This window comes from Pseudomonas sp. GW823-FHT01D03 (genome assembly GCF_058798255.1).
On sequence record NZ_JBXAKK010000001.1, the window covers coordinates 5,465,001 to 5,491,653 of the forward strand.

A 26,653-nucleotide genomic window follows, 5' to 3' on the forward strand; every position below is an offset into this window, starting at 1 on the left:
ATGACAAGGGCTACGTATTCAACCGCGTAACAGCCAAGCCGACCGTTCGCACTGCCTACGTGCACGGCGTGATCAATAGCTCCCTGTCACAATCCGCGGCCCGCGCAGGCCTGTCTCATAGCCTGACCATGGATATGGCCAGCGTCTTCGGCTACGACGTCGACTTCGCTCAGGACATCCGTCAGGGCGATGAATTCGACGTGATCTATGAGCAGAAAGTGGTCAACGGCAAGGCCGTTGGCACCGGCCCGATTCTGTCTGCGCGCTTCACCAACCGCGGCAAGACTTACACCGCCGTGCGTTACACCAACAAACAAGGCAACAGCAGCTACTACACTGCCGATGGCAACAGCATGCGCAAAGCGTTCATCCGTACCCCGGTGGACTTCGCCCGCATCAGCTCGAAATTCTCCATGGGCCGCAAACACCCGATCCTCAACAAGATCCGCGCCCACAAAGGTGTCGATTACGCAGCGCCACGCGGTACGCCGATCAAGGCTGCCGGCGACGGTAAAGTGCTGCTGGCCGGTCGCCGCGGTGGCTACGGCAACACGGTGATCATCCAGCACGGCAACACCTACCGCACGCTGTATGGTCACATGCAGGGCTTCGCCAAAGGCGTGAAAACCGGCGGCAACGTCAAGCAGGGCCAGGTGATCGGCTACATTGGTACCACCGGCCTGTCCACCGGACCGCACTTGCACTATGAGTTCCAGGTCAACGGTGTTCACGTCGACCCACTGGGCCAGAAACTGCCGATGGCAGATCCGATCGCCAAGTCCGAGCGCGCACGCTTCCTTGCGCAGAGCCAGCCGTTGATGGCGCGCATGGATCAAGAGAAGGCCACCATGCTGGCTTCGAGCAAGCGCTAAGCCATGGCTCTTTATATCGGCGTGATGTCCGGCACCAGTCTCGATGGGCTGGACATCGCCCTGATCGAGCAGACCTCGGCGATCAAACTGATCGCCACGCATTACATCCCCATGCCTGAATCCCTGCGCGCCGAGCTGCTTGGCTTGTGCGCCAGCGGCCCCGACGAGATCGCCCGTTCGGCGATCGCCCAGCAGCACTGGGTAAAACTAGCGGCCCAAGGCATCCATACCCTCCTCGATCAGCAGCAGCTGAAGCCTGAAGCCATTCGAGCAATCGGCAGTCATGGCCAGACCATTCGTCATGAGCCCGCTCGCGGCTTCACCGTGCAGATCGGCAATCCCGCGCTCCTGACAGAGCTGACCGGCATCACCGTGATCAGCGATTTCCGCAGCCGCGATGTGGCAGCTGGCGGCCAAGGCGCCCCGCTGGTGCCAGCCTTCCATGAAGCTTTGTTCGAAGAGCGTAGCGGCAACCGTGCAGTCTTGAATGTCGGCGGTTTCAGCAATCTGAGTCTGATAGAGCCGACCAGGCCTGTAGCCGGTTTCGACTGCGGCCCTGGGAATGTGCTGATGGATGCCTGGATTTATCAGCAACGCGGTGAGAACTTCGATCGCAACGGCCAGTGGGCAGCCACCGGCACGGTCGAGCCAGTCTTGCTGAAAGCTCTGCTGGGCGACCCGTTCTTCGTGACCAAAGGCCCGAAGAGCACAGGCCGGGAAGTGTTCAACCTGCCGTGGCTGGAGCACCACCTCTCAAGTTTGCCGAGCTTCGCAGCTGAAAACGTTCAGGCAACGCTGCTCGAACTGACGGCGCTGACCATCGTCGAGTCGCTGCAAAGCGCTCAATCCGATACTCGGGAAATGCTGGTCTGCGGCGGCGGCGCTCACAACGCTACGCTGATGAAACGTCTTGCCGACCTGCTGCCTAACGCTACCGTCGCCAGCACCGCCACTCACGGCGTCGATCCGGACTGGGTCGAGGCAATGGCCTTCGCCTGGCTGGCCCATTGCTGCCTCGAAGGCATTGCCTCCAATCGCCCGAGCGTCACCGGCGCCAAAGGCCTGCGGGTACTCGGCGCCATCTATCCCAACTGAATAATACGCCAGCAACAAAAAACGCCGCAGAACCGTAAGGCTCTGCGGCGTTTTGTTGTGTGCAGCGAGGTGCGATCAGATCGAGAACGAAGAGCCGCAACCACAGGTCGTGGTGGCGTTCGGGTTCTTGATCACGAAGCGCGAACCTTCCAGACCTTCCTGATAGTCCACTTCGGCACCCGCCAGGTACTGGAAACTCATCGGATCAACCACCAGACTCACGCCTTCGCGTTCGACGATGGTGTCGTCCTCGGCCACATCTTCATCGAAAGTGAAGCCGTACTGAAACCCTGAACAACCGCCGCCCGTAACGAATACGCGCAGCTTCAAGCGATCATTCCCCTCTTCATCGACCAGGCTCTTCACCTTGTGCGCAGCACCTTGAGTGAATTGCAAAGCCGTGGGGGTGAAGGATTCGACGCTCATGCTGACTATCTCCCGGCGTTACGCCGCCATAATGCGTGATGACGCGCATTATCCGCTTGTCCTAGAAAATCGGTCAACTATTGTTACGGTATATCAATAAACCCGACCAACTGCCCAGAATGCAAAAAGGCCCGTTTGACGGGCCTTTTTGCCGTGTTGCCGAAAGTGTTACGGCAGCATGCCGGCGTGGGACAGGCCGAAGCGCTCATCCAGCCCGAACAGGATATTCATGTTCTGCACCGCTTGACCCGACGCGCCTTTGACCAGGTTGTCGATCACCGACAGCACCACCACCAGATCACCATCCTGCGGACGATGCACAGCGATGCGGCAGACGTTGGCGCCACGCACGCTGCGAGTTTCCGGATGGCTGCCGGCCGGCATCACGTCGACGAACGGCTCGTTGGCATAACGCTTTTCGAACAGCGCCTGCAGATCCACCGAACGATCGACCACGGTCGCGTAGAGCGTGGAATGAATGCCACGGATCATCGGCGTCAGGTGCGGCACGAACGTCAAACCGACATCCTTACCGGCAGCGCGACGCAGACCCTGGCGAATTTCCGGCAGATGACGGTGACCTTTCACCGCGTAAGCCTTCATGCTTTCCGATGTCTCGGAATACAGCGAACCTACAGCCGCTCCACGACCTGCACCGCTGACACCGGATTTGCAGTCGGCGATCAGACGCGAAGTGTCAGCCAGACCCGCTTCAAGCAGCGGCAGGAAACCCAACTGCGTAGCGGTTGGATAGCAACCCGGAACAGCGATCAGACGCGCCTTCCTGATCTGCTCGCGATTGACTTCCGGCAGGCCATAGACCGCCTCGTCCAGCAATTCCGGCGCACCGTGTGGCTGGCCATACCACTTGGCCCATTCTTCAGCGTCCTGCAGACGGAAGTCCGCGGACAGGTCGATAACCTTGGTGCCCGCAGCCAGCAGTTCACCGGCCAACGCATGGGCAACGCCGTGCGGGGTGGCGAAGAACACCACATCGCAAGCACCCAGAGTGTTGATGTCCGGCACGCTGAACGCCAGACCGTCGTAGTGACCGCGCAGGTTCGGGTACATGTCAGCCACGGCCAGACCGGCCTCGGATCGGGAAGTGATCACCACCACTTCTGCCTGCGGATGCTGTGCCAACAGACGCAGCAGTTCGACACCGGTGTAACCCGTGCCGCCGACGATACCGACCTTGACCATAAACCTGCCCTCAACGAACCCACTGGAAAGCCGTCGATAATAGGGGCCGCGCGCCCCTGCGACAACCATCAAGGTGACGTGCGGACGCTCAAGCCTCTACTATCCCGGCTACCGTGAACCTGGGAATAACTAAAAATGCTCTATCTATGGATCAAAGCGTTTCACATCGTCAGCGTCGTCTGCTGGTTTGCCGGGCTGTTCTACTTGCCGCGGCTGTTCGTTTATCACGCGCAAAGTGAAGACGCGATCAGCAAAGAACGCTTTAGCCTCATGGAGCGCAAACTGTATCGCGGCATCATGGGCCCGGCGATGATCGCCACGCTGATTTTCGGCGGCTGGCTGATCTACCTCAATCCGGGCATCTTCAGCATGGGCGGCTGGATTCACGCCAAGCTGACCCTGGTGGTCTTGCTGATCGGCTACCACCACATGTGCGGCGCGCAGGTAAAACGCTTCGCCCGTGGCGAGAACACCCGCAGCCATGTCTTTTATCGCTGGTTCAATGAAGTGCCGGTTCTGATATTGCTGGCTATCGTAATTCTGGTCGTGGTCAAGCCGTTCTAATTTCATGACAGGCATCACACCTCGGGGGATTTCCAATGTCGCTGCCCGCTTTGCTCGAACAACGTCTGCGCTTGCCGGTAGTGGCGGCGCCGATGTTCCTGATCTCCAACCCGGAGCTGGTGCTCGCCTGCTGCCGTAACGGCGTGGTTGGCAGTTTTCCGGCGCTGAACCAGCGTGAAAGCAGCGGCTTCAAGGCCTGGCTGGAGCAGATTGAAGCGGGCCTGGCGACATTGGACGACCCCGCGCCGTATGCGGTGAACCTGATCGTGCATAACAGCAATCCGCGCTTGCAGGCGGATCTGAATATCTGCGTCGAGCACAAGGTGCCGATTGTCATCACCAGCCTCGGCGCAGTGAAGGAACTGGTCGATGCCGTGCACAGCTATGGCGGCCTGGTATTCCACGACGTGACCACGCGCCGGCATGCCGAGAAAGCCGCCGAAGCCGGAGTCGACGGCTTGATCGCAGTCGCGGCGGGCGCCGGGGGTCATGCCGGCACCTGGAGCCCATTTGCACTGATCGCCGAGATCCGTGAGTTCTTCGATAAAACCCTGTTGCTTGCCGGATGTCTTAACCACGGCCATGAGATTTTGGCCGCGCAGCTGCTCGGCGCGGATCTGGCCTACTTCGGTACGCGATTTATCGGCACCACCGAAAGTCATGCGCCTGACGCCTATAAGGACATGCTGCTGACGGCCAAGGCGGCGGACATCATTCATACTCCTGCAGTCTCCGGAGTACCGGCCAGCTTCATGCGCCAAAGCCTGGAGGCGGCGGGTTTTGACATGGCGGCGCTGCAAGGCAAGGGCGAAGTCAATTTCGGTGACAAACTCAAACCGATCAACGACGAAGCCAAGGCCTGGAAGACCGTGTGGTCAGCCGGCCAGGGCGTAGGCCAGATTGGCGACCTGCCGAGTGTGGATCAGTTGATCGCCCGGCTCGACGCGGAATATCGTCAGGCGCTGGAACGCGCGGCGCAATTGCCGAAACGCTGGCCGCGCTGAGAAAAATCAGGCCAGTCATCCACCGACTGGCCTTACACTTGCTGACCTTCAATTCACTCGCGACAAGGATGCCTCGGCCATGAGCGAACCTCGTTACAAGATCGTTTTCGACGGCGCTCTACAGCCCGGTGTCGATCTCACCACCGCCAAGCTCAATCTGGCAGCCCTGTTCAAAAGCGATGTTGCCGCCATCGAACGCCTGTTCAACGGCAGCACCGTCGCCCTCAAACGCGACCTGACCCACAGCGATGCGCAGACCTATCTGCAAGCACTGAGCAAGACCGGGATCGATGCGCGGATCGAGGCGGAGACGGCAATCGAGCTGAATCTGGCGAACGTGCACGAACATCAACCTGCGATTGCCGAACCAGTCTCGCCCTACGCACCACCGCGCGCCAACGTTGGCGAGAACCTGCCAGCCTTTGCCGAGCTCAAACCCTTCAGCGTCGAGGGCCGGATCGGACGCCTGCGGTTTCTGGCCTGGACCATGGTGCTGAGCCTGGTGACCCTGCCGATCGTGGCGATATTTGCATTTATCGGTCTGGGGCTGGTCAGTGGCGACTCCACCACCGGCCTGATCATCGGCGGGCTATTCGCGTTCTTCCTGTTCCTCGGCTTCATCATTGTCAGCATTCTGTTCAGCGTGCAGCGCCTGCACGACATCGGCTGGTCTGGCTGGCTCTGGCTGCTGAACCTGGTGCCGTTCGTGGGCAGCTTCTTCCCGCTGGTGATCATGGTCGTGCCGGGCAACACCGGGGCCAATCGCTACGGCCCGCCGCCGCCACCCAACAGCACCGCGGTCAAAGTGCTGTGCTCGTTGTGGATCGTGTTCTTCGCCCTGGTATTTGCCGGCGGCATGCTCGGCGGTATCTCGGCGATCCAGCAGGAATACGAAAGCAACCTTGAGAGCAGCTACGAAAGCGGCTCGGTCACCACCGATGAAGTCGAGGTCGAGACTGAACCGGCGAATTCCGTGGACGATGCAGCCGAAGCGGCCCCGGCCCCTGTAGACTCTGCGAAAGAATGAACAACGCTCCCCGCCGTGACACCTGCGTTGCTGGCGCGGAGCTGTTGCGATGGAGAATTGCATGACCCGTTACGCTCTGATCACCGGCGCCTCCAGCGGCATCGGCCTGGCCATGGCTGAAGCTTTGGCCCGGCGCGGCCGCAGCCTGATTCTGGTGGCCCGCCAGCGTGATCAGCTGGAAAGTATCGCGATCGAACTGACCCAGCGCTTTGGCGTGGAAGTGTTGTTCCGCGCCTGCGACCTGGGTGAGCCATTGCGCTTGTCCGGCTTCCTGCTGGAACTGGAAGAAGGCGACCGGCAGATTGATCTGCTGGTCAATTGCGCCGGCATCGGCACCTGCGGCCCGTTCCTCGCCCAGGACTGGATGACCGAGCAGGATCTGATTGAAGTCAACATCCTCGCCCTCACCCGCCTGTGCCACGCCATTGGCAACAGCATGGCGCTGCAGGGCGGCGGGCAGATCCTCAACGTCGCCTCGGTGGCGGCGTTCAATCCCGGCCCGTGGATGAGCACTTACTACGCCAGCAAGGCTTACGTTCTGCACTTCTCCGAAGCGCTGCGGGTTGAACTGAAACAGAGCGCGGTCAAAGTCTCGGTACTTTGCCCCGGCCCGACCCGCACCGCTTTTTTCCGCACCGCGCAGCTCAACAGCGACAAACTCAAGGACAGCAAACTGCTGATGAGTCCCGAGGAAGTCGCGCTGTACACCGTGCGTGCGCTGGAGAAAAACCGCGCCATCATCATTCCGGGACGGCGCAACCGCTGGCTGGCCTTCCTGCCACGCCTCGGCTCGCGCTGGCTCAATCGCACCATCGTCGGCATGGTCAACAAGGCTTACTGCCCGCGCTGAACTGTCCTACGGCAAAACACTGGGCGGGGTCATTTCCCATGAGTACACTCAGGCCAGCCCCCACAACGGAGAAAACAGCAGTGGATACTCTGTTCACCAAGATCATCAACCGGGAGATCCCGGCCAAGATCATTTACGAGGACGACCAGGTTCTGGCGTTCCACGACATCGCACCTCAGGCACCGGTGCATTTTCTGGTGATCCCGAAGAAACCGGTACGCACCCTCAACGACCTGACCGAAGACGACAAGGCATTGGCCGGGCACATTCTGTTCACTGCCCAGCGTCTGGCGCTGGAGCTGGGCTGCGAGGAAGGCTTCCGGGTGGTGATGAACTGCAATGAAAAAGGTGGGCAGACCGTCTATCACATTCATATGCATGTACTCGGTCAGCGTCAGATGAACTGGCCGCCGGGCTGATTCAGCGGAAACCCTGTGGGAGCGGGCTTGCTCGCGAAGGGGCCTTGTCAGTGGACATCGATTTCATTTGACCCAGCGCATTCGCGAGCAAGCCCGCTCCCACAAAAAGCATGACTGCGTGGCAAATGACCCAGCGCAAACCTTCCCCGGCCGATTCGGTTAAACTGGCGGTCGAGATTTTTCCCGGAGGTCAGCATGACTACCCAACGTCACTACTCGCCGATTGACCGTCTTCTGCTGCAAGCCGACGCCGCGATGCGCACGCTGCTGCCTTTCAGCGGCCAGCCGTACCGTCCGTCGCCAGCCATTGTGCAGCCGGATGTGCAAATGAGCGACGAAGACACCCGCCACGTCGCCGGCCTGATGCGCATCAACCACACCGGCGAGGTCTGCGCCCAGGCGCTGTACCAGGGGCAGGCGCTGACCGCCAAGTTGCCGCAGGTGCGTGCAGCCATGGAGCACGCCGCCGAAGAGGAAATCGACCATCTGGTGTGGTGCGAACAGCGCATCCATCAACTGGGCAGCCATACCAGTGTGCTCAATCCGCTGTTCTACGGCATGTCGTTCGGTATTGGGGCGGTGGCCGGCCTGATCAGTGACAAGGTCAGCCTGGGCTTCGTCGCGGCCACCGAGCATCAGGTGTGCAAGCACCTGAACGAGCACCTGGAACAATTGCCGGCCGAGGACGAGAAGTCCCGGGCGATTCTGGAACAGATGCGCATTGATGAAGAGCATCATGCAGAGAGCGCACTGGATGCGGGCGGTTTCCGCTTTCCGGCGCCGGTGAAGTTCGGGATGAGTCTGTTGGCGAAGGTGATGACCAAGAGTACTTACCGGATCTGAGATCTGTATCGCCACAAAGGGCCTCTTCGCGAGCAAGCCCGCTCCCACAGGGTTCTGTTTTTCGGCAATAAAAAAGGCGACTACCGCACGGTAGTCGCCTTTTTTGTGTCCGGGAATCTTACGCGGGCATGTTGCGCGCGTAGAAGATTTCCAGCATTTCGTGTTTCACACGCTCGGTCACCTGAGCACGCTGCTCGGAAGACAGGTTGCTGGTGGCGTCGCCGAACAGGTAGTTATCCAGTTCGAAGTTCTTCAGCAGCATTTTGGTGTGGAACAGGTTTTCCTGGTACACGTTCACGTCGGTCATCTGGTACGCGTCGCGAGTGTCTTCGGAAAGGTAGTTCTGGATCGAGTTGATCTCGTGGTCGATGAAGTGCTTGTTGCCTTCAACGTCACGGGTGAAGCCGCGCACACGGTAGTCCACAGTCACGATGTCCGAATCGAACTGGTGAATGAGGAAGTTGAGCGCTTTAAGCGGTGAAATGACACCACAGGTCGACACGTCGATGTCCACACGGAACGTCGCAATACCGGCGTCCGGATGGATTTCCGGATAGGTATGCACCGTGATGTGACTCTTGTCGAGGTGGGCAAGGATGATTTCGGGCAATGGACCCGGGGACTCTTCGATCTGGCTGTCTGTCGGGGTCACCGGCTCTTCCGAGATCAGAATCGTGACGCTGGCACCCTGAGGCTCATAGTTCTGACTCGCGATGTTCAGAATGTTGGCACCAATGATTTCGACAACTTCCGTGAGGATCTGCGTCAGACGTTCGGCGTTGTACTCTTGATTGATGTACTCGACGTAAGCCTGCTGGTCTTGCGGGGTTTCCGCGTAGCAGATGTCATAGATGTTGAAGCTCAAGGTCTTTGTCAGGTTATTGAACCCGTGGAGCTTGAGTTTGCTTTTCACCGTTAAAAACTCTCTATGTATGCGGCGCAGCCGCGTGATCAAGCATGCCCGTCAAGTGCGAACAACGCACCTGCGTAGGACGGTTAACACCTCTTCGCGATGGCGATTTTGGTTATCTGTTCAGGCGGACGATCTGTCGGTTGACCGATCACTGCCCTGAAAAAAGTGGCGCATTATGCAGACGTCAGCGAGGGATCGCCAGAGTCTGCACTGCTTTTATGATAGTTGAATGTCGATTCAACCGAGCTCGACGATTTCATAATCGTGAGTGATCACCACGCCGGCCGCGCCGAGCATGATCGAGGCTGAGCAATACTTCTCGGCAGACAGTTCGATGGCGCGTTTGACCTGGGCTTCTTTCAGGGCCCGGCCCTTGACCACGAAGTGCATGTGGATCTTGGTGAACACCTTCGGATCTTCGGTCGCGCGCTCGGCTTCGAGGAACGCTTCGCAGCTTTCAACCGCCTGACGCGACTTCTTCAGGATGCTGACCACGTCGAAGTTGCTGCAACCGCCAACGCCCAGCAGGAGCATTTCCATCGGGCGAACACCCAGATTACGACCACCGGCGTCCGGCGGACCATCCATGACCACGACATGACCGCTACCGGATTCGCCGAGGAACATGGCTTCGCCAGCCCATTGGATGCGTGCCTTCATCGCCAAGACTCCACTATAGAAAAAAGGGTCGCCAGCTTAGCACAGGCCTTTGTTCTGACAGCGCCCGGCGTTCCTAGGACGGATGCCTTTGCTGCGTAGGTAATTTCTCGAATTTTCGACGAAGTGTCTGGTAAGCTGGCGCCAATTCGCTGGCGCCAATTGTCAGCCTGTGTAGCGACCGCCTTCAGCGCCTCATAAAAAAATCAAACATCACCGTGCAGTCTTTTCGGGATACAACCATGGTTGCTATTACCCCCACACCCAAAATCAAGAACCTCGACAAGCTGTTGATGCACTGCCAGCGTCGTCGCCATGCGGCCAAGAGCAACATCATCTGCGCCGGCGATCGCTCGGACACGCTGTACTTCATCATCAAAGGTTCGGTCACCATCCTGATCGAAGATGACGACGGCCGCGAAATGATCATCGCCTACCTCAACGCCGGGGATTTCTTCGGCGAGCTGGGTTTGTTCGAACAAGCGGGCCAGGAACAGCAGCGCAGCGCCTGGGTGCGGGCCAAGGTTGAATGTGAAATCGCCGAAATCAGCTACGTGAAGTTCCGCGAACTGTCGCAGCAGGATCCAGACATTCTTTACGTCCTCAGCGGACAAATCGCCCAACGTCTGCGCAATACCACGCGCAAGGTCGGCGATCTGGCGTTTTTCGACGTCACCGGTCGCGTAGCCCGCTGCCTGCTGGAGTTGTGCAAACAGCCTGACGCAATGACTCACCCGGACGGCATGCAGATCAAGGTGACCCGTCAGGAAATCGGCCGAATTGTCGGTTGTTCGCGGGAGATGGTCGGTCGCGTGCTCAAGGATCTTGAAGAACGCAACCTGGTCGATGTGAAAGGCAAGACCATGGTGGTCTTCGGCACGCGCTAAGCGCGCAAAATCAGGTGCTGTAGACCTGCGCCAGCATCAGACGAAACAGCTCATCCAGACGCGCCAATGCCGTTGGCGCGGCGAACTTCTCATGCAGGGCGATGTGGCTTTCAGCCCGCACTCGCGGCTCCAGACCGCAAGCCTCGTTGAAGCGATTGACCGCTGCAACCATCGACTCGCGCTCGTTATCCATCAGCATCGCCCCGTGCACCAGACCCACCGGACGCTGACCGCCCTGACTCTGACGCCAGCGCTGAGCGGTGCCAACCATCTTGCGGCCATCGAGATTGACGTTGAAGCGACCATCGCAGAACGCGCCGTCGATTTCGCCCAACGACGACACACCACCCAGTTCATCGAGCAACTCACAGATCGGATCGCACAGACGCCGGTAGCCGGTTTCGATGCGATTCAGATCAACTTCACTGCGGGGCGGGGCGTAGACCAACGCGATGTTGATGGTTGAAGCGGATTGCGGAACCGGTTCACCGCCGGTTTCCCGCAGCAAGACTGGCCAACCGGCGGCGGCGGAGACTTCGCAGGCGTGATCAAAACCGGGCAGACGATTGAGGCGGCGCGGCATGACCAGAGCGCGATCGCTGGGTTGCCAGAACAGCAGACCGAATTCGGCGTCGCCGGCGCAGATCGAGGCCAGCAAGTCTTGCTCGGCCTTGAGGCCGGCTTCGATGGTCAGGAGGATTGGCAGCGACATGGAGAACTCCGGCAGATCGTAAATCTTCGGGAAATTTGAAGGCCCTTTCGCGAGCAAGCCCGCTCCCACAGGGGGAAATGCATTCCAAATGTGGGAGCGGGCTTGCTCGCGAAGGGGTCGACTCGGTCTAACGGTGATCAGTCGAGGGTCGAACCACTGACCGGAACGCCACGCTCCGGGAAGAACAGGCGCTGCAGTTCGGTGCCCGGGCTTTCCGCGCGCATGAACGCTTCGCCGACCAGGAACGCATAAACGTCGCTGATTTCCATCAGCTCGACATCGGCGCGATTGAGGATGCCGCTCTCGGTGATGACCAGACGGTCACGCGGGATGCGCGGCAGCAGGTCAAGGGTGGTTTCCAGGCTGACGTCGAAGGTGTGCAGGTTGCGGTTGTTGACCCCGACCAGTGGCGTGTCGAGAGTTTTCAGCGCGCGTTCCAGCTCATCGCCGTCATGCACTTCCACCAGCACGTCGAGACCGACGTCTTTGGCGACCGAGGCCAGCTCAGCCATTTTCACGTCGTCCAGTGCGGAGACGATCAACAGCACGCAGTCGGCGCCCAGCGCGCGGGCTTCGACGATCTGGTACGGATCGATCATGAAGTCCTTGCGGATCACCGGCAATTTGCACGCGGCGCGGGCCTGTTGCAGGTAGGCATCGGCGCCCTGGAAGTAGTCGATATCGGTCAACACGGAAAGACAGGTCGCACCGCCCTTCTCGTAGCTCTTGGCGATATCGGCAGGCACGAAATTCTCGCGAATCACACCTTTGCTCGGCGAAGCCTTCTTGATTTCAGCAATCACCGCCGGTTGTTTCTTCTTGGCCTGCGCCAGCAATGCCTGGGCAAAACCACGGGGTGCATCGGCCGCCTTGGCCAGACTTTCCAGCTCGTTCAGGCTGACGCGAGCGCTGCGCTCGGCAACTTCCTGAACTTTGCGCGCCAGAATGTTTTCCAGAACCGTCGGTACACTCATCCCTCATTCTCCACTTTGAATACCGCGGTAAAGGCACCCAACTCCTCGAGTTTTTCCCGAGCAAGACCGGTGTGCAAAGCATCATGCGCAAGCGCCACGCCTTCTTTGAGACTGGTCGCCAGGTCGGCGGCGTAGAGCGCTGCACCGGCATTGAGCACAATCATTTCAGCGGCTTTCTGGCCGTTTTCGGTCTTGCGCTTGCCCAGTGCATCGCGGATCAGCGCCAGCGACGCCTCCGGGCCTTCGACCGAGAGACCGTGCAGGCTCTGGCTCTTCATGCCCAGGTCTTCCGGCTCGACCCAATACTCAGTGATCTCGTTGTTCTTCAGCTCAGCGACGAAGGTCGGCGCGGCAAGACTGAACTCGTCCAGACCATCCTTCGAATGCACCACCAGTACGTGCTTGCTGCCAAGACGTTGCAAGACTTCGGCCAATGGCCGGCACAGCGCAGGGGTAAACACGCCCACCACCTGATGTCTCACACCGGCCGGATTCGTAAGCGGGCCGAGCATGTTGAACAGCGTACGCAAGCCGAGATCGCGGCGCGGGCCGGCGGCGTACTTCATGGCTTTGTGGTGGGTCTGGGCAAACATGAAACCGATGCCGACGTTGTCGATGCAACGGGCGACCTGCACCGGCGTCAGGTTCAGATAGATACCGGCGGCTTCCAGCAAGTCGGCGCTGCCGCTCTTGCCCGACACCGCACGGTTGCCGTGCTTGGCCACGGTGCAACCGGCTGCCGCGACAACGAAAGCCGAAGCAGTCGACACGTTGAAAATGTTCGCACCGTCACCGCCGGTACCGACCACGTCGACCACGCCGTCGAGGGTCTTGAGTTCGACCTGATCGGCCAGCTCACGCATCACCGAAACGGCGCCGACGATTTCGTCGATGCTCTCGCTCTTCATGCGCATGGCCATCATGAACGCGCCGATCTGCGCTTCGGTGCATTGACCGGTCATGATTTCGCGCATCACATCGCGCATTTCTTCGGTGCTGAGGTCGAGGTGCTCGACGATACGGCTCAGGGCTGTCTTGATATTCATGGGAGTCCTTAGCGCGTGCCGCCGGTTTGTTTGAGGAAGTTGGCAAACAGTTCATGGCCCTGCTCGGTCAGGATCGATTCAGGGTGGAACTGTACGCCCTCAATGTTCAGGGTCTTGTGCCGCAGGCCCATGATTTCGTCGACCGAGCCGTCGTCGTGCTGGGTCCATGCGGTCAGCTCCAGGCACTCGGGCAAAGTATCGTGCTTGACGATCAGCGAGTGGTAGCGGGTAACCGTCAGCGGATGATTCAGACCGGCGAAAACGCCCTTGTCCTCATGGAATACCGGGCTAGTCTTACCGTGCATCACCTGGCGGGCACGCACGACATCGCCGCCAAAGGCCTGACCGATGGACTGATGGCCCAGGCACACGCCAAGGATTGGCAGTTTGCCGGCGAAGTGTTTGATGGCTTCGATGGAGATGCCGGCTTCAGTCGGCGTACACGGGCCTGGGGAAACCACGATGCGTTCCGGGTTGAGCGCTTCGATTTCGGCGATGGTCAGTTCGTCGTTGCGCACGACTTTGACCTCGGCACCCAGCTCGCCGAGGTACTGCACAACGTTGTAAGTAAAGGAGTCGTAGTTGTCGATCATCAGCAACATGGCGTTTCGAACCTCTTGAATTCTGACTTGAAGACAGCCTTCAGATGACTTACCCGCAGGGCGCTGCACGATGTCGGACGCGCAGAGGGCGTCGGCACAGCGGCATTTCAAACGGGCAAGGAAGGCAAAGCGATACAGATCCGGCGGGGCCGGCAGAAAAGATTCAGGCGCGCCAACGCCAACGGGCGTGTGCCTTGATGACTTGATCCAGAAGTTTGCTGACGATCAACACGGGGAAGGTCTCGTTCATACGTTCCGGCACAGTAACTTAGCTGGGCAGAGCGTGCAATATGGTGGGGCTGACGGGGGACAAAACTAAGGGAGGCTTCGCGACCGATGGCAAAACGCCGGGAGTTTTTGGTACTGTCGTTTCGTTCACCTACAACAATAAATAAACGGACTTGCTCATGATCAAACAGACGTTGTTTGTACCGCTTGCCGGTTGCCTGCTCGCCATGGCTTGCGCCCAGGCGTACGCAGCACCCACGCCCTATTCCAAATTCATCGTCTTCGGTGACAGCCTGAACGATGCCGGGACCTTCAGGGACAGCGGCGGTCCGGCCGGCGCCACGCAGCGCTACACCAACCGCACCGGCCCGCTGTACAAGGACGGCACCGGGGAAAACCGCGACCTTAACGCCACCCAGATCATCGGCGGCAAACTGGGCTTCAGCCCGGATCAGACCGCCTCCTCGTCATCGGCCGTGCGTGCCGGTGAAGGTCTGGCCGATGGCAACAACTGGGCGGTGGGCGGCTACCGGACCGACCAGATTCTCGACTCGATCACCACGCAGTCCGCCACCGGCGAACGCACTCGCAGCGGTTATCTGCCATCGAACGGCTTCCGTGCCGACCCGAACGCGCTGTATTACCTGTCCGGGGGCGGCAACGATTTCCTTCAGGGTCGCGTACTCAGCCTTGATCAGGCCAGCGCCGCGGCCGATCGCCTGGCCGACAGCGCCCGCACGCTGCAAGGCGCCGGCGCCAAATACATCATGGTCTGGCTGTTGCCGGACATCGGCCTGACCCCGGCCATCAACGGCTCGCCGCTGCAGGGTTTCACCTCGCAGCTCAGCGCCCAGTTCAACACCGAGCTGGTCAGTCAGTTGCAGGGCATCAACGCCGAAATCATCCCGCTGAACATTCCGGTGCTGCTCAAAGAAGCCTTCGCCAACCCGGCGCAGTTCGGCCTCGCGACCGACCAGAACCTGACGGCCACCTGCTTCAGCGGCAACAGCTGCACCGAGAACGCCCGATATGGCATCAACAGCGCCACACCTGATCCGACCAAGTTGATCTACAACGACTCGGTGCACCCCACCGAAGCCGGCCAGCGCTTGATTGCCGACTACGCCTATTCGCTGCTGGCCGCTCCTTGGGAACTGACCCTGCTGCCGGAAATGGCCCAAGGTTCGTTGCGCGCGCATCAGGATGAACTGCGCAATCAATGGCTGGCCGATTGGGAAAACTGGCAAGCCGTGGGCCAATGGCGCGCCATCGTTGCCGGTGGCGGTCAACATCAGGACTTCGACGGCCAGCACAGCGCCGCCAGTGCCGATGGCAACGGCTACAACCTGAACATCGGCGGCAGCTATCGCGTCAACGAAGCCTGGCGCGTCGGTTTGGCCGCAGGTTTCTACAACCAGAAACTCGAAGCCGGCGACGCCGATTCGGAATACAAGCTCAATTCCTACATGGGCACCGCGTTCGCCCAGTACCAGCAAAACCGCTGGTGGGGCGATCTGGCGATGACCGCGGGCAAACTCGACTACGACAGCCTCAAACGTAAATTCCAGCTCGGGGTCAACGAGCGCGGAGAGAAAGGCGATACCGACGGTTACGTGCTGGCGATCAGTGGCCGTATCGGTTACGACATCGCGCAACAGGCCAGCAGCCCGTGGCACCTGTCGCCGTTCGTCAGCGCCGATTTTGGCAAGGTCGAGGTCGACGGTTACTCGGAAAAAGGCGCGGATTCGACGGCGCTGACCTTCGATGACCAGTCGCGCAACTCGCGACGTCTGGGCGTGGGGATCCAGGGCAAGTACCAGATCACCGCGCAGACCGAAGTGTTCGGCGAATTCGCCCACGAGCGTGAGTACAACGACGACCGTCAGGATCTGACCATCAACCTCAACAGTCTGCCGGGCAACCGCTTCACGCTCGAAGGCTACGAGCCGCAGACCAACCTCAATCGCCTGAACCTGGGCGTGAGCCACAAGCTCACGCAGGATCTGGCGTTGCGCGCCAGCTACAACGTGCGCAAGGATGATGACTTTACCCAGCAGGGGGTGAACGTCGGGGTCAGCCTCGATTTCTGATCTGCTGGCATAAAAAAACGCGGCGCCCTCACAGGCGCCGCGTTTTTTTATGGCTGATCACAACACAATGTGGGAGCGGGCTTGCTCGCGAAAGCGGTGTATCAGCCGACATCCATTTTGAATGCCAGCCCGTATTCGCGAGCAAGCCTGCTCCCACAGGGAGCCTGTGTGGACTCAGCTTTCCGGGGTTTGCTCAGCCAGGGCCACGGCACGGAACATCGCCCGACGCTTGTTCAGGGTTTCTTCCCATTCCAGCGCCGGTACCGAATCGGCAACGATGCCGCCACCGGCCTGCACGTGCAGTTCGCCGTTCTTGATCACCGCGGTACGAATCGCAATCGCGGTGTCCATGTTGCCGTTCCAGGCGAAGTAACCGACCGCGCCGCCATACACGCCACGCTTGACCGGTTCCAGTTCGTCGATGATTTCCATCGCGCGGATCTTCGGTGCGCCAGACAAGGTGCCCGCCGGCAGAATCGCCCGCAGCGCGTCCATCGCGGTCAGCCCGGCCTTCAACTGGCCGGTGACGTTGGAGACGATGTGCATCACGTTGGAATAGCGCTCGATAACCATTTTCTCGGTGAGTTTCACCGAGCCGATTTCCGAAACCCGGCCCGTGTCGTTACGACCGAGATCGATCAGCATCAAGTGCTCGGCGATCTCTTTGTCGTCCGACAGCAGGTCTTCTTCCAGCGCCAGATCCGCTTCTTCGGTAGCGCCACGCGGCCGCGTACCGGCAATCGGGCGCACGGTGATCAGGTTGTCTTCGACCCGCACCAGCACTTCCGGCGAACTGCCGACGACGTGGAAGTCGCCGAAGTTGAAGAAGTACATGTACGGCGTCGGGTTGAAGCAACGCAGGGCGCGGTACAGATCGATCGGCGCGGCCTTGAAGTCGATCGACATGCGCTGCGACGGCACGACCTGCATGCAGTCACCGGCGAGAATGTATTCCTTGATGGTGTCGACGGCTTTTTCGTAATCGTCCTGAGTAAAACTGGAGCGAAACAGCGGGTCAGTCGCTTGCTGCTTGCTGAAATCCAGGCCACGGCGCGGGGTGATCGGCTGGCGCAGTTTCTCCAGCAGTCCCTGCAATTGCGCCTGGCCCTGTTCGTAAGCATCGGCTTGCGCCGGGTCGGCCAGCACGATTGCATGCATCTTGCCGGCGAGGTTGTCGAACACCACCACCGCATCGGAGACCATCAGCAGAATGTCCGGCACGCCCAGCGGATCCGGGTTCGGGCATTTGCCCAGACGCTTCTCCACGTAGCGCACGCAGTCGTAACCGAAGTAACCGACCAGGCCACCGTTGAAACGTGGCAGACCGGCGATGGTCGGCACGTTGTAACGGGCCTTAAAGGTTTCGACGAAAGCCAGCGGGTCTTCGACGTCATGACTTTCGGTCTCGACGCCATCGACGGTAATGCTTACGTGATGGTCGTGCACCCGCAGCACGGTGCGGCACGGCAGGCCGATGATCGAGTAACGGCCCCATTTTTCGCCGCCCTGCACCGATTCGAGCAGGTAGGAGTTGGGCTGGTCAGCCAGTTTCAGGTAGATCGACAGCGGCGTGTCGAAGTCGGCCAGGGTTTCGCAGGCCAACGGAATGCGGTTGTAGCCGTCAGCGGCCAAGCGCAGGAATTCTTCGCGGATCATGAGGTGCCTCGTGGTGTGAGGTGCTAACAGTCAGGTGTGCAAACGCGCCGGCAAGCCGGCCAGGAACCAGTCAGGCGCGCCAACGCCAGCGGGCCAGGGCCTTGATGACTTTCATCCAGAGTTTGCGGGTGACCACCACGATGGCGTTTCCAGAATGGGATTGAGAAGCGTCGGGCAACGTTATCTCAGCGGCTGTACCGAGGCAACCGGGAATTAGCTTGCGCAGATCGTCGATCACCAGTGCCGGGGATTCTTCGGCAATCGGGCGGCCGTGGTTGTAGCCGTAGCTCAGCGCCACGCACTTGACCCCCGCCGCTTTCGCCGCCAGCACGTCGCTGCGCGAATCGCCGACGAACAACGATTGCGAGGCCGGAATGTTGGCCATCTTCATCACGAAGAACAGTGCCGCCGGGTCAGGCTTCTTCTGCGGCAGAGTATCGCCACCGATGATCCATTTGAAGTAGCGGCCGATCTTCATCTGATCCAGCAGCGGCGCGACGAAACGCTCGGGCTTGTTGGTGATCAACGCCATCGCCACGCCCTGCTTGTGCAGCCACTTGAGGGTGTCGCGCACGCCGGGATAGACCACGGTCAGCTCATGGCTGGCGCCGTAGGCCTCCATGAACACTTCCAGTGCGTGCTCGGCTTCGACGTCATCCACCGCCGAATGATCGATGCCACCGGCCAGCGCCCGGCGCACCAGCACCGGTGCGCCATTGCCGACCCACTCGCGCACCGCCTCGATGCCGGCAGGCTTGCGGCCGAGGGAGAGCAGCATGGTGTCCACCGCTGCCGCCAGGTCGGGAACCGAGTCGATCAGCGTGCCATCCAGATCGAACATCACCAACCGTGGCAGTTGCCCGGGGAACAGCTGCTCAAAACCGCTCATGGGCGCGCCAGCGCCAGTTCGGAACGCATCTTGTCGATGACTTCCTGATAGTTCGGCGCATTGAAGATCGCCGAACCGGCCACAAAGGTGTCAGCACCGGCCGCGGCGATTTCGCGGATGTTGTTGACGTTGACGCCGCCGTCGATTTCCAGACGGATGTCGCGGCCCGAGGCATCGATGATCGCCCGCGCTTCGCGCAGTTTGTCGAGGGTGCCGGGGATGAACTTCTGCCCGCCGAAGCCCGGGTTGACGCTCATCAGCAACACCATGTCGACCTTGTCGATAACGTACTTGAGCACGTCCAGCGGGGTCGCCGGGTTGAATACCAGGCCGGATTTGCAGCCGCCTTCACGGATCAGTTGCAGCGAACGATCGACGTGCAGCGTGGCTTCCGGGTGGAAGGTGATGTAGGTCGCGCCAGCCTCGATGAAGTCGCCGACGATGCGATCCACCGGGCTGACCATCAGGTGCGCGTCGATCGGCGCGGTGATGCCGTACTTGCGCAGTGCCGCGCAGACCATCGGGCCGATGGTCAGGTTCGGCACGTAGTGGTTGTCCATGACATCGAAGTGGACGAAGTCGGCACCGGCGGCCAGAACGTTGTCCACTTCCTCGCCGAGGCGGGCGAAGTCGGCGGAGAGAATCGACGGAGCAATTACGAAGGGCTGCATGACGCACCTTTTCTGAGCTAAATCACGATGGCGCGCATTGTATACCTCAAGTTTCCGTGCGCGCACCGTGACCGCGATGATCAGTACGCCGCTCGGTAGATCTTCTCGATATCCGCAGCGCTGAGCTTGCGCGGGTTGTTGCGCATCAGACGCTCGATTCCCGCGGCCTCCACGGCCATGGCCGGGATCGCCTCCTCGGGCACACCGAAACTGCGCAGACCGGCCGGAATTTCCACCGCTGCGCACAGCTCGGCCATCGCCTGCACGGCTTTGTCCGCCGCCTCAGTGGCGCTCAGATGAGCGGTCTTCACCCCCATGGCTTCGGCGATATCCTGCATGCGCTCGACGCAGGCCATCTTGTTCCAGGTCATGACATACGGCAGCAGCAAGGCATTACTGACGCCGTGGGCAATGTTGAAGCGCCCGCCCAGTGGATAGGCCAACGCATGCACCGCGCCGACCCCCGCATTGCCGAACGCCATGCCGGCCATCAGGCTGGCGGTGGCCATGTCTTCACGGGCCTGGAGATTGGCGCCATTGGCGTAGGCCTTGGGCAACGACCTGGCGATCAACTTGATTGCGCCGAGCGCCAGCGAGTCGGTGATCGGCGAAGCATTGACCGACAGATAGGATTCGATGGCATGCACCAGCGCATCGACGCCGCTGGCGGCGGTGACGCTGCGCGGGCAGGTCAGGGTCATCTGCGGGCTGACCAGCGCCACGTCCGGCAACAGAAAATCGCTGACGATGCCTTTCTTCAGTTGCGCGACCTTGTCGGAGAGAATCGCCACGTTGGTCACTTCCGAACCGGTGCCAGCAGTGGTCGGGATAGCGATCAGTGGCGGACCTTTGCGTGGCACCTGGTCGACGCCGAACAGATCTTCCAGCTCGCCGTGGTATCCGGCATACGCGGCGACACTCTTGGCGATGTCGATGGCACTGCCGCCGCCGAGACCGATCAAGCCGTCATGCCCGCCCTCGCGATACACGCGCATGCAATCTTCGACGATGGCGATGTCCGGATCCGGCAGCACCCGATCGAAAATCTCGTACTCGCGCCCGCCCAATTGACACAGCGCCAGCTCCACGGTGCCGGACTTGACCAGCGCGGCGTCGGTGACAATCAGCGGGTTGTCGATGTCGAGGCGGGTGAGTTCGGCGGCCAGTTGCTCGATGGCCCCGGCGCCGGTGATCAGTTTGTGAGCGATTTTGAACTGGGACAGACTCATCGTGCGCAGCCTCTTATAGATGTGGGAGCTGAGCACAAGCGTAGCTGAGGGTTTGGGGTTGTCTGGTATTCAGTTGGTGAATAATCAAGAGCAAAAGCCCCTCACCCTAACCCTCTCCCGGAGGGAGAGGGGACTGACCGAGCTGCACTCTCGAAGTCCATCGACGTGCAATACCGAGTCGAACTCAGATTCTGAACAGCATGAAGATCTGCTCCCTTTCCCCCTCGCCCCTTCGGGGGAGAGGGCTGGGGTGAGGGGGTGGCTTTTGATCTGGGCGTCAGACCTGCGCGGTACGCAGTTTCTCGCTGCGACCGCGCAGCCATTCAAGGGTCAGTAGCAGGATCACCGAGAAAGCGATCAGCAAGGTGGCCGCCGCCGCAATCGTCGGGCTGAGGTTCTCGCGGATCCCGCTGAACATCTGCCGTGGCAGAGTCGCTTGCTCGGGGCCGGCGAGGAACAGCGTCACTACCACCTCATCGAACGACGTCGCGAAGGCAAACAGCGCCCCGGAAATCACCCCCGGTGCAATCAGCGGCAAGGTCACCCGGCGGAACGCCGTCAGTGGCGATGCACCAAGACTCGCCGCAGCGCGTACCAGATTGTGGTTGAACCCCTGCAACGTCGCCGACACGGTGATGATCACGAACGGCACACCGAGCACCGCGTGCACCACGATCAACGAGAAGAAGCTGTTGCCCAGCCCCAGCGGCGCGAAGAACAGATAACTCGCCACACCAATGATCACCACCGGCACCACCATCGGCGAAATCACCAGCGCCATCACCAGGGATTTGCCGGGGAAGTCGCCACGTGTCAGGCCGATCGCCGCCAGCGTGCCGAAGACCATCGCCAGCACCGTGGCCGCCGGGGCGACGATGATGCTGTTCTTCAGCGCACGCATCCACTCTGCCGAAGCGAAGAAGTCGTGATACCACTGCAGCGAAAAGCCCTGCAGCGGATACACCAGGAAACTGCCGGAGTTGAACGACAGTGGCACGATCACCAGTACCGGCAGAATCAGGAACAACAGAATCAGGCCGCAGAGAATCCGCAAGCTGTAGAACCACACCCGTTCGATGGGCGACATGTAAGGACTCAGCATTTCAAACTCCCCTTAGCTCAGGCGCAGGCGACTGGCGCCCACCAGCCAGCTGTAAATCAGATACAGCACCACGGTCGCCAGCAGCAACAAGCCGCCCAGCGCAGTGGCCATGCCCCAGTTGATGCTGGTGTTGGTATAGAACGCGACGAAGTAGCTGACCATTTGATCGTTCGGGCTGCCGAGCAGCGCCGGGGTGATGTAGTAGCCGATGGCGAGGATGAACACCAACAGGCAACCGGCGCCGACACCGGCGTAGGTCTGCGGGAAATACACCCGCCAGAAACTGGCGAACGGGTGGCAGCCCAGCGAGATGGCGGCGCGCATGTAGGTCGGCGAGATGCCTTTCATCACGCTGTAGATCGGCAGAATCATGAACGGCAGCAGGATGTGCACCATCGAGATGTAGACGCCGGTGCGGTTGAACACCAGCTCCAGCGGCTTATCGATAATGCCCATGGCCAGCAGCGCGCTGTTGATCAATCCGCCCGATTGCAGCAACACGATCCACGCCGCGACCCGTACCAGAATCGAGGTCCAGAACGGCAACAGCACCAGAATCATCAGCAGGTTGCTCTGCCGCGATGGCAGGTTGGCCAGCAGGTAGGCCAACGGATAAGCGAGGACCAGGCAGATCACGGTGATGACCAAGCCCATCCAGAACGTGCGGGCGAAGATGTCGAGGTAGATCGCCTGATCCGGGGTGGCCGGGGCCAGTTCGCCGAGATCATCGATACGGTGATCCACCGCCGCCAGCAAGTAGTAAGGCGTGATACTGCTGGTGTTGCGTTTGACCGCTTGCCAGTACGCCGGATCGCCCCAACGCTCGTCGAGCGCTTCGAGGGCTTCTTTATAGGACGCCGGTTCGCTGGCAAATGGCAGCGCCCGGGCCGTTTTGGTCAGCAGGCTGCGATAGCCGGCCAACTCCATGTTCAAGCGCTTGGACAGATCGCCCAAGGTCTGGTTTTTGCGGGCTTCGGCGAGGTCTTCGCCGGCCGCTTTGTATACCGGTTCAGCCGGCAGGCCGCGGCCGTCCCAACTGGCGATGGCCGCCACGGTGCGCGGCATGCCGCCGACCACTTCCGGGTTGCCGACGCTTTTGTAGAGCAGCGCCACGATCGGCACCAGGAACACCAGCAACAGAAACAGCACCAGCGGCGCAATCAACGCCTGGGCCTTCCAGCGGTTGACCCGCTCGGCGCGCTTGAGCTTCTGCTTCAAGGTGGGGCTGGCGCCCTCGTTCAGGGGAACGGCGATGGCCATGACGTACTCCGCAAATCTTTGATCGTTACAGAGGCGGCGAACCGCCTCTGTTGTGTTGAAACACCACGCCTGAGATGGAGATTCCCCTGTGGCGAGCGAGCTTGCTCGCGCTGGGCTGCGAAGCGGCCCCAAAATTTTGTTGGCAGCGCCAATTTTGTGAGTGCTGCGCACTCAAGCGGGAGCAAGCTCCCTCGCCACAAGAGCCCTCATACAGGTAAAGCAGTGGCTACTTCGCAGCCCAGGAATTGAAGCGCTGCTCCAGCTGCTCACCGTTGTCAGCCCAGAAGCTGACGTCGATCTGCACCTGGTTGGCGATGTTTTCCGGGGTGGTCGGCATGTCTTTCAAGACATCCTTGGCCAGCAGCGGTACGGCTTGGGTATTGGCCGGGCCGTAGGCGATGTTTTCCGAGTAGGTCTTCTGCTGCTGCGGCTGCACCGAGTAGGCGATGAATTTCTTCGCCGCTTCGGCGCGCTTGGCGTCCAGACCTTTCGGGATAGCCCACGCGTCGAAGTCGTAGATGCCGCCATTCCACACCACTTTCAGGTTGGATTCTTTCTGCACGGCGGCGATGCGACCGTTGTAGGCCGAGCTCATGACCACGTCACCGGAGGCGAGGTATTGCGGCGGTTGCGCGCCAGCTTCCCACCACTGGATGCTTGGCTTGAGTTCATCGAGTTTCTTGAACGCGCGATCCTGCCCTCCCTTGCTCGCCAGCTCTTTATAGACGTCTTTCGGTGCAACACCGTCGGCCATCAGCGCGAATTCCAGGGTGTATTTGGCGCCTTTGCGCAGGCCGCGTTTGCCCGGGAATTTCTTGGTGTCCCAGAAATCAGCCCAACTGGTTGGCGCGGTTTTCAGCTTGTCGGCGTTGTAGGCGAGCACGGTCGACCAGACGAAGAAGCCCACGCCGCAGGGCTGAATCGCGCCTTTGACGTAATCCTCGGTTTTGCCGAACAGTGCCGGGTCGAGTTGCTCGAACATATCTTCATCGCAACCACGGGACAGCTCTGGCGATTCGACTTCCACCAGATCCCACGACACGCTCTTGGTGTCGACCATGGCTTTGACCTTGGCCATTTCGCCGTTGTACTCGCCGGCAACGATCTTGCCGTTACCCGCCGCTTCCCACGGTGCATAAAAGGCTTTGACTTGCGCCGCCTTGTTCGCCCCGCCAAACGACACCACAGTCAGATCGGGACCGGCGGCCATTGCGCTGGCCGCACCCATCAGGCCCAGGGTCAGGGCGGTGAACTTCAGGGATCTCAACATTTATTGTTCTCTCCACGTGCAGGGTTGGTGTTGGTATTGCCGGGGCGCTTAGTGCGCCTCTAGAAGAGGATCGAGTGCGCGAACGTGCTCGACCTGCCAGCCAAGCGGAACCACGTCGCCGACCGCGAGCGCTGGATCGAGCTCGGCAATCGGTTGTTTCACGAAGAAGTCGGTCTTGCCGCAGACTTCCAGGCGCACTCGGACGTGGTCACCCAGATAGATGAATTCTGCCACCCTCCCTGAGAAGCGGTTGACGCATTGGTCGCTCGAACCGTTGAGGCTGACGCGCTCCGGACGAATCGACAGGGTCACCGGTTCGCCGGCCTGGCCGACGTTGACCGCCAGCGCCTCGACCTTCTCGCCCCGACCCAGCTCGACCACGCAACGCTCGCCGCTCTGGCTGAGCAGACGGCCATTGAGGCGGTTGTTCTCGCCGATGAAGTTGGCGACGAAGGTGTTTTTTGGTTCTTCGTAGAGGGTACGCGGCGGCGCGATCTGCTGGATTTCGCCCTGATGGAACACGGCGACGCGGTCGGACATGGTCAGCGCTTCGCCCTGGTCGTGGGTCACGTAGACCACGGTCACGCCGAGGCGCTGGTGCAGGTGTTTGATCTCCATCTGCATGTGTTCGCGCAGTTGCTTGTCGAGTGCGCCCAGCGGTTCGTCCATCAGCACCAGTTGCGGTTCGAACACCAGCGCCCGCGCCAGCGCCACACGCTGCTGCTGACCGCCGGAGAGTTGCGCCGGATAACGCGAAGCGAAGGCGTCGAGCTGGACCATGCTCAGGACTTTCTTGACCTTGTCGCTGACGTCGCTCTTGTTCAGGCCACGTACGGTCAGCGGAAAGGCAAGGTTCTCGGCCACGGTCATGTGCGGGAACAGCGCGTAATTCTGGAACACCATGCCGATGTCACGCTTGTGCGGCGGCACGTTGTTGATTGCACGGCCGGCGAGGAGGATTTCGCCGGCGGTCGGGGTTTCGAACCCGGCGAGCATCATCAGGCTGGTGGTCTTGCCCGAGCCGGACGGCCCGAGCAGGGTCAGGAACTCGCCTTTGCGAATGTCCAGGTTGAGGTCTTTGACGATCAGGTTCTCGCCGTCGTAGCTCTTCTGCACTCCACGAAAGCTGACCAGCACGTCACTGGCCCCTGCGTTTGAATCGACCTGGCTCATACCCACACCTTTGTTATTGGTAACTGCTGTGGATTAAGCCTAGTGGCTGGCGCCAGCCACGCAAATCGGGGCGCAGGAGAGAATCGCCTCAGCCGGATGGAAGGTTGGGGGTAGGGATTGCCCTACACGGATGGCGCGTTTTGGCAAGCGAGCGACGAGCGCCAAGTTGCGAGCCGCAAGAACAGGCAAAAGCGCCTGTCGCTAATGGATATGCCCACAATCTCAGGCCAGATGGAGATTCCCTGTGGGAGCGGGCTTGCTCGCGAATGCGGTGTGTCAGTCAATGAATGATTGGATGACCCGCCGCATTCGCGAGCAAGCCCGCTCCCACATTAGAAAATACGGCGTTCTCAGAGAAGTTTGTGCTCCATCGCGTATTTCACCAGCTCGGCCAGCGAGGTGATGTTGAGCTTCTGCATCAGCCGCGCCTTGTGCGTGCTGATGGTCTTGCTGCTCAGGGCCAGTTGCTGGGCGATATCGTTGACGTTGGCGCCCTGGGCCAGACGTTCGAACACCGAGAACTCGCGCTCGGACAGCAGCGAATGCAATGGACGCGTGTCGGTCAGGCCGACCTCGAAGACCATGCGGTCGGCCAGTTCCGGGTCGATGTAGCGCCCGCCGGCCGCCACTTTGCGAATCGCCGTCAGCAATAGCGCCGGATCGCTGTCCTTGGTCGCGTAGCCCGCGGCGCCGACCTTGAGCGCACGGGCGGCCATTTGCGCCTCGTCGTGCATCGACAGCACCAGAATTGCCGGCGGATTGTTCAGCGCGCGAATCCGCGGGATCGCCTCCAGCCCGTTGACCCCAGGCATCGAGATGTCCAGCAACACCACTTCACACGGCACGCTGCGCAGGGTTTCAAGGAGCTGCTCGCCATTGCTCGCCTCCCCCACCACTTGCAGGTCCTTGGCCAGGCCGATCAGTTGCTTTATGCCTTCACGGACGATGGTGTGGTCTTCGGCTACCAGTACGCGGATCAAATTTTTTCTCC

The 26,653-nt window shown here is 60.5% G+C and carries 27 protein-coding genes (1 of these 27 running past the window's edge); 10 read left to right on the plus strand and 17 right to left on the minus strand.

Annotation, left to right across the window (positions count from 1 at the left end):
* Both AC1RBR_RS24300 and AC1RBR_RS24305 read left to right on the plus strand, forming a co-directional pair.
* Window positions 1-872: the 3' portion of a peptidoglycan DD-metalloendopeptidase family protein gene (locus AC1RBR_RS24300; protein ID WP_492566919.1), read on the plus strand. It extends 553 nt beyond the left edge of the window; 872 of the gene's 1,425 nt are visible here — the last part of the coding sequence; its start codon lies off the left edge, out of view; its stop codon occupies window positions 870-872.
* A gap of 3 nt (window positions 873-875) precedes the next feature.
* Window positions 876-1,967 carry an anhydro-N-acetylmuramic acid kinase gene (locus AC1RBR_RS24305; protein WP_492566921.1) on the plus strand — a complete coding sequence of 364 codons (1,092 nt, stop codon included), beginning with the start codon at window positions 876-878 and terminating at the stop codon, window positions 1,965-1,967.
* Between the two features lie 75 nt (window positions 1,968-2,042).
* On the opposite strand, the gene erpA is transcribed toward AC1RBR_RS24305, so the two are convergent.
* Window positions 2,043-2,393 (minus strand): iron-sulfur cluster insertion protein ErpA, encoded by a 351-nt coding sequence (erpA, locus tag AC1RBR_RS24310; RefSeq protein ID WP_003228776.1) that lies wholly within the window; start codon window positions 2,391-2,393, stop codon window positions 2,043-2,045.
* Window positions 2,394-2,561: 168 nt separating this feature from the next.
* On the minus strand, window positions 2,562-3,596 hold the full coding sequence (gene argC / locus AC1RBR_RS24315; RefSeq protein WP_492566923.1) for an N-acetyl-gamma-glutamyl-phosphate reductase: 1,035 nt from the start codon (window positions 3,594-3,596) through the stop codon (window positions 2,562-2,564).
* A 135-nt stretch (window positions 3,597-3,731) separates the two neighbouring features.
* Here argC and hemJ point away from each other — a divergent pair, with 135 nt between their 5' ends.
* The 6 genes from hemJ (at window position 3,732) to coq7 (ending at window position 8,303) form a co-directional block, all read left to right on the plus strand.
* Window positions 3,732-4,160 carry a protoporphyrinogen oxidase HemJ gene (hemJ, locus tag AC1RBR_RS24320; protein WP_027610742.1) on the plus strand — a complete coding sequence of 143 codons (429 nt, stop codon included), beginning with the start codon at window positions 3,732-3,734 and terminating at the stop codon, window positions 4,158-4,160.
* A 35-nt stretch (window positions 4,161-4,195) separates the two neighbouring features.
* On the plus strand, window positions 4,196-5,164 hold the full coding sequence (locus AC1RBR_RS24325) for an NAD(P)H-dependent flavin oxidoreductase (protein WP_095140144.1): 969 nt from the start codon (window positions 4,196-4,198) through the stop codon (window positions 5,162-5,164).
* Between the two features lie 79 nt (window positions 5,165-5,243).
* Complete coding sequence (locus AC1RBR_RS24330) at window positions 5,244-6,191, plus strand: DUF805 domain-containing protein (protein ID WP_492566924.1); 948 nt, start codon at window positions 5,244-5,246, stop codon at window positions 6,189-6,191.
* A 61-nt stretch (window positions 6,192-6,252) separates the two neighbouring features.
* On the plus strand, window positions 6,253-7,041 hold the full coding sequence (locus AC1RBR_RS24335) for an SDR family NAD(P)-dependent oxidoreductase (protein ID WP_027610739.1): 789 nt from the start codon (window positions 6,253-6,255) through the stop codon (window positions 7,039-7,041).
* Window positions 7,042-7,121: 80 nt separating this feature from the next.
* Window positions 7,122-7,460, plus strand: coding sequence for a histidine triad nucleotide-binding protein (locus AC1RBR_RS24340; protein ID WP_003228789.1), 339 nt, complete (start codon window positions 7,122-7,124; stop codon window positions 7,458-7,460).
* A 195-nt stretch (window positions 7,461-7,655) separates the two neighbouring features.
* Window positions 7,656-8,303 (plus strand): 2-polyprenyl-3-methyl-6-methoxy-1,4-benzoquinone monooxygenase, encoded by a 648-nt coding sequence (gene coq7 / locus AC1RBR_RS24345; RefSeq protein ID WP_027610738.1) that lies wholly within the window; start codon window positions 7,656-7,658, stop codon window positions 8,301-8,303.
* 118 nt (window positions 8,304-8,421) lie between these two features.
* On the opposite strand, the gene speD is transcribed toward coq7, so the two are convergent.
* A complete protein-coding gene (speD, locus tag AC1RBR_RS24350; RefSeq protein ID WP_027610737.1) occupies window positions 8,422-9,216 on the minus strand; it encodes an adenosylmethionine decarboxylase in 795 nt (264 codons plus the stop codon).
* A 237-nt stretch (window positions 9,217-9,453) separates the two neighbouring features.
* Window positions 9,454-9,876 carry an OsmC family protein gene (locus AC1RBR_RS24355; RefSeq protein WP_095137397.1) on the minus strand — a complete coding sequence of 141 codons (423 nt, stop codon included), beginning with the start codon at window positions 9,874-9,876 and terminating at the stop codon, window positions 9,454-9,456.
* A 239-nt stretch (window positions 9,877-10,115) separates the two neighbouring features.
* Between AC1RBR_RS24355 and crp the strand changes: the two genes are divergently transcribed.
* Complete coding sequence (gene crp / locus AC1RBR_RS24360; RefSeq protein WP_007966430.1) at window positions 10,116-10,760, plus strand: cAMP-activated global transcriptional regulator CRP; 645 nt, start codon at window positions 10,116-10,118, stop codon at window positions 10,758-10,760.
* 10 nt (window positions 10,761-10,770) lie between these two features.
* Here crp and AC1RBR_RS24365 read toward each other — a convergent pair whose 3' ends face one another.
* The 4 genes from AC1RBR_RS24365 to AC1RBR_RS24380 all read right to left on the minus strand — a co-directional run bounded on the left by AC1RBR_RS24365 (window position 10,771) and on the right by AC1RBR_RS24380 (window position 14,094).
* Window positions 10,771-11,472: a lipoate--protein ligase family protein gene (locus tag AC1RBR_RS24365; protein ID WP_492566926.1), complete on the minus strand. Its 702-nt coding sequence runs from the start codon at window positions 11,470-11,472 to the stop codon at window positions 10,771-10,773.
* 137 nt (window positions 11,473-11,609) lie between these two features.
* Window positions 11,610-12,446, minus strand: coding sequence for an indole-3-glycerol phosphate synthase TrpC (gene trpC / locus AC1RBR_RS24370; RefSeq protein ID WP_204894190.1), 837 nt, complete (start codon window positions 12,444-12,446; stop codon window positions 11,610-11,612).
* Entirely contained in the window at window positions 12,443-13,492 is a 1,050-nt protein-coding gene (gene trpD / locus AC1RBR_RS24375; RefSeq protein ID WP_115986068.1) for an anthranilate phosphoribosyltransferase, read from the minus strand. The genes trpC and trpD overlap by 4 nt, the downstream gene beginning before the upstream one ends.
* A gap of 8 nt (window positions 13,493-13,500) precedes the next feature.
* The gene (locus AC1RBR_RS24380; protein ID WP_003228801.1) at window positions 13,501-14,094 is read right to left on the minus strand and encodes an aminodeoxychorismate/anthranilate synthase component II; all 594 of its coding nucleotides are present in this window, start codon (window positions 14,092-14,094) and stop codon (window positions 13,501-13,503) included.
* Between the two features lie 407 nt (window positions 14,095-14,501).
* On the opposite strand from AC1RBR_RS24380, the gene estP reads away from it, so the two are divergent.
* Window positions 14,502-16,412, plus strand: a complete 1,911-nt coding sequence (estP, locus tag AC1RBR_RS24385; RefSeq protein ID WP_492566927.1) for an esterase EstP — start codon at window positions 14,502-14,504, stop codon at window positions 16,410-16,412.
* 174 nt (window positions 16,413-16,586) lie between these two features.
* Here the strand turns inward: estP and trpE are convergent, their stop codons facing one another.
* The 9 genes from trpE to AC1RBR_RS24430 all read right to left on the minus strand — a co-directional run bounded on the left by trpE (window position 16,587) and on the right by AC1RBR_RS24430 (window position 26,642).
* The gene (gene trpE, locus AC1RBR_RS24390) at window positions 16,587-18,068 is read right to left on the minus strand and encodes an anthranilate synthase component I (RefSeq protein WP_492566928.1); all 1,482 of its coding nucleotides are present in this window, start codon (window positions 18,066-18,068) and stop codon (window positions 16,587-16,589) included.
* 70 nt (window positions 18,069-18,138) lie between these two features.
* Entirely contained in the window at window positions 18,139-18,957 is an 819-nt protein-coding gene (locus tag AC1RBR_RS24395; protein WP_047296963.1) for a phosphoglycolate phosphatase, read from the minus strand.
* On the minus strand, window positions 18,954-19,628 hold the full coding sequence (gene rpe / locus AC1RBR_RS24400; protein WP_003228808.1) for a ribulose-phosphate 3-epimerase: 675 nt from the start codon (window positions 19,626-19,628) through the stop codon (window positions 18,954-18,956). The genes AC1RBR_RS24395 and rpe overlap by 4 nt, the downstream gene beginning before the upstream one ends.
* Window positions 19,629-19,708: 80 nt before the next feature.
* Window positions 19,709-20,857 carry an iron-containing alcohol dehydrogenase gene (locus tag AC1RBR_RS24405; protein ID WP_492566929.1) on the minus strand — a complete coding sequence of 383 codons (1,149 nt, stop codon included), beginning with the start codon at window positions 20,855-20,857 and terminating at the stop codon, window positions 19,709-19,711.
* A 277-nt stretch (window positions 20,858-21,134) separates the two neighbouring features.
* Entirely contained in the window at window positions 21,135-21,959 is an 825-nt protein-coding gene (locus AC1RBR_RS24410; protein WP_095137404.1) for an ABC transporter permease, read from the minus strand.
* 12 nt (window positions 21,960-21,971) lie between these two features.
* The gene (locus tag AC1RBR_RS24415) at window positions 21,972-23,219 is read right to left on the minus strand and encodes an ABC transporter permease (protein ID WP_115986063.1); all 1,248 of its coding nucleotides are present in this window, start codon (window positions 23,217-23,219) and stop codon (window positions 21,972-21,974) included.
* 226 nt (window positions 23,220-23,445) lie between these two features.
* Window positions 23,446-24,489 (minus strand): ABC transporter substrate-binding protein, encoded by a 1,044-nt coding sequence (locus tag AC1RBR_RS24420; RefSeq protein ID WP_008085222.1) that lies wholly within the window; start codon window positions 24,487-24,489, stop codon window positions 23,446-23,448.
* A gap of 48 nt (window positions 24,490-24,537) precedes the next feature.
* On the minus strand, window positions 24,538-25,662 hold the full coding sequence (locus tag AC1RBR_RS24425) for an ABC transporter ATP-binding protein (protein ID WP_095137407.1): 1,125 nt from the start codon (window positions 25,660-25,662) through the stop codon (window positions 24,538-24,540).
* A 350-nt stretch (window positions 25,663-26,012) separates the two neighbouring features.
* The gene (locus AC1RBR_RS24430) at window positions 26,013-26,642 is read right to left on the minus strand and encodes a response regulator (RefSeq protein ID WP_003228820.1); all 630 of its coding nucleotides are present in this window, start codon (window positions 26,640-26,642) and stop codon (window positions 26,013-26,015) included.
* Between the last annotated feature and the right edge of the window lie 11 nt (window positions 26,643-26,653).

Bases quoted from the DNA above. Each gene is read 5' to 3' on its own strand.
- trpE (WP_492566928.1), bottom strand. From the start codon at position 18,068: ATGATCCGCGAAGAATTCCTGCGCTTGGCCGCTGACGGCTACAACCGC.
- rpe (WP_003228808.1), bottom strand. From the start codon at position 19,628: ATGCAGCCCTTCGTAATTGCTCCGTCGATTCTCTCCGCCGACTTCGCC.
- hemJ (WP_027610742.1), top strand. From the start codon at position 3,732: ATGCTCTATCTATGGATCAAAGCGTTTCACATCGTCAGCGTCGTCTGC.
- AC1RBR_RS24425 (WP_095137407.1), bottom strand. From the start codon at position 25,662: ATGAGCCAGGTCGATTCAAACGCAGGGGCCAGTGACGTGCTGGTCAGC.
- estP (WP_492566927.1), top strand. From the start codon at position 14,502: ATGATCAAACAGACGTTGTTTGTACCGCTTGCCGGTTGCCTGCTCGCC.
- AC1RBR_RS24405 (WP_492566929.1), bottom strand. From the start codon at position 20,857: ATGAGTCTGTCCCAGTTCAAAATCGCTCACAAACTGATCACCGGCGCC.
- crp (WP_007966430.1), top strand. From the start codon at position 10,116: ATGGTTGCTATTACCCCCACACCCAAAATCAAGAACCTCGACAAGCTG.
- AC1RBR_RS24415 (WP_115986063.1), bottom strand. From the start codon at position 23,219: ATGGCCATCGCCGTTCCCCTGAACGAGGGCGCCAGCCCCACCTTGAAG.
- AC1RBR_RS24410 (WP_095137404.1), bottom strand. From the start codon at position 21,959: ATGCTGAGTCCTTACATGTCGCCCATCGAACGGGTGTGGTTCTACAGC.
- AC1RBR_RS24355 (WP_095137397.1), bottom strand. From the start codon at position 9,876: ATGAAGGCACGCATCCAATGGGCTGGCGAAGCCATGTTCCTCGGCGAA.
- erpA (WP_003228776.1), bottom strand. From the start codon at position 2,393: ATGAGCGTCGAATCCTTCACCCCCACGGCTTTGCAATTCACTCAAGGT.
- AC1RBR_RS24330 (WP_492566924.1), top strand. From the start codon at position 5,244: ATGAGCGAACCTCGTTACAAGATCGTTTTCGACGGCGCTCTACAGCCC.
- coq7 (WP_027610738.1), top strand. From the start codon at position 7,656: ATGACTACCCAACGTCACTACTCGCCGATTGACCGTCTTCTGCTGCAA.
- AC1RBR_RS24325 (WP_095140144.1), top strand. From the start codon at position 4,196: ATGTCGCTGCCCGCTTTGCTCGAACAACGTCTGCGCTTGCCGGTAGTG.
- trpD (WP_115986068.1), bottom strand. From the start codon at position 13,492: ATGAATATCAAGACAGCCCTGAGCCGTATCGTCGAGCACCTCGACCTC.
- AC1RBR_RS24335 (WP_027610739.1), top strand. From the start codon at position 6,253: ATGACCCGTTACGCTCTGATCACCGGCGCCTCCAGCGGCATCGGCCTG.
- AC1RBR_RS24380 (WP_003228801.1), bottom strand. From the start codon at position 14,094: ATGTTGCTGATGATCGACAACTACGACTCCTTTACTTACAACGTTGTG.
- AC1RBR_RS24305 (WP_492566921.1), top strand. From the start codon at position 876: ATGGCTCTTTATATCGGCGTGATGTCCGGCACCAGTCTCGATGGGCTG.
- AC1RBR_RS24420 (WP_008085222.1), bottom strand. From the start codon at position 24,489: ATGTTGAGATCCCTGAAGTTCACCGCCCTGACCCTGGGCCTGATGGGT.
- AC1RBR_RS24395 (WP_047296963.1), bottom strand. From the start codon at position 18,957: ATGAGCGGTTTTGAGCAGCTGTTCCCCGGGCAACTGCCACGGTTGGTG.
- trpC (WP_204894190.1), bottom strand. From the start codon at position 12,446: ATGAGTGTACCGACGGTTCTGGAAAACATTCTGGCGCGCAAAGTTCAG.
- AC1RBR_RS24365 (WP_492566926.1), bottom strand. From the start codon at position 11,472: ATGTCGCTGCCAATCCTCCTGACCATCGAAGCCGGCCTCAAGGCCGAG.
- argC (WP_492566923.1), bottom strand. From the start codon at position 3,596: ATGGTCAAGGTCGGTATCGTCGGCGGCACGGGTTACACCGGTGTCGAA.